Annotated in this window: 1 protein-coding gene; it reads left to right on the forward strand. The window is 54.6% G+C overall.

Going from position 1 to position 831, the window contains the following annotated elements:
* Positions 1–71: 71 nt before the first annotated feature.
* Positions 72–794, forward strand: a complete 723-nt coding sequence (locus tag ACFTOW_RS13280) for a site-specific recombinase (RefSeq protein ID WP_379916501.1) — start codon at positions 72–74, stop codon at positions 792–794.
* Positions 795–831: the final 37 nt, after the last annotated feature.

An 831-nucleotide genomic window follows, 5' to 3' on the forward strand; every position in this document is an offset into this window, starting at 1 on the left:
CGTTCTCATCCTGATTGACGCTGGATTCTCAGCCTGTTTGTCGCGCGGCACGCATTAGCGAATACGTGCGCTTGGACAAGCGTGAACGCAGTGCCAAATGGCAGGCACGTGTCAAACTGGCGGATGGCACGTGGCACAGGTTTTCCACAAAGACGGAAGACGTGGACAAAGCAACCGATATGGCTATGAAGTTCTTCTACACCGCTGAGGATCGCGCCAAAAATAACCTGCCCCAGAGCACACGCAAGTTTAAGCGGGTGGCTGAGTTTGCACGGGATCGCATGCAGGAAGAGCTGGATGCGGGTGGCGGGCACATCGTGTTCAAAGATTACATCACCGCTTTGGACAAATATCTGATCCCGTTTTTTGGGGGATACGATGTGGCCAGTATCGACGCCAAGACGCTGGTGGAGTTTGGCAAGTGGCGTACAAACAAGCTGGGGCGCAAAGCACATCACAGCACCATCAACACGCACAACACGGCGCTGAACCGCGTATTGGACGAAGCGGAGCAGCGTGGCTGGATCACACATGCTATTCGCCCAAAGCCGATCAATGATGGGCTCAAGACCGAAAGCCGGGGCAGTTTCACGCGTGACGAATACAAGATGATCTACACCGAGCTGAGGTCATTCCACAAAACCACTGACAAGCCCGTCACCGCCGCCACACGCGAGGTGCTGCGCAACTACGTGCTGATCCTGGCCAATACCGGCATGCGTCATGGCACGGAAGCCTTGGACCTCAAGTGTGTGAATCGGCATGCAAAAGTGACCCACTTGGGTGGGTTATGATCATCTAAAACTGACCCACCTGCATTGTTAACATCCG

The organism is Lacimonas salitolerans, assembly GCF_042677865.1.
Lineage (GTDB): Bacteria > Pseudomonadota > Alphaproteobacteria > Rhodobacterales > Rhodobacteraceae > Lutimaribacter > Lutimaribacter salitolerans.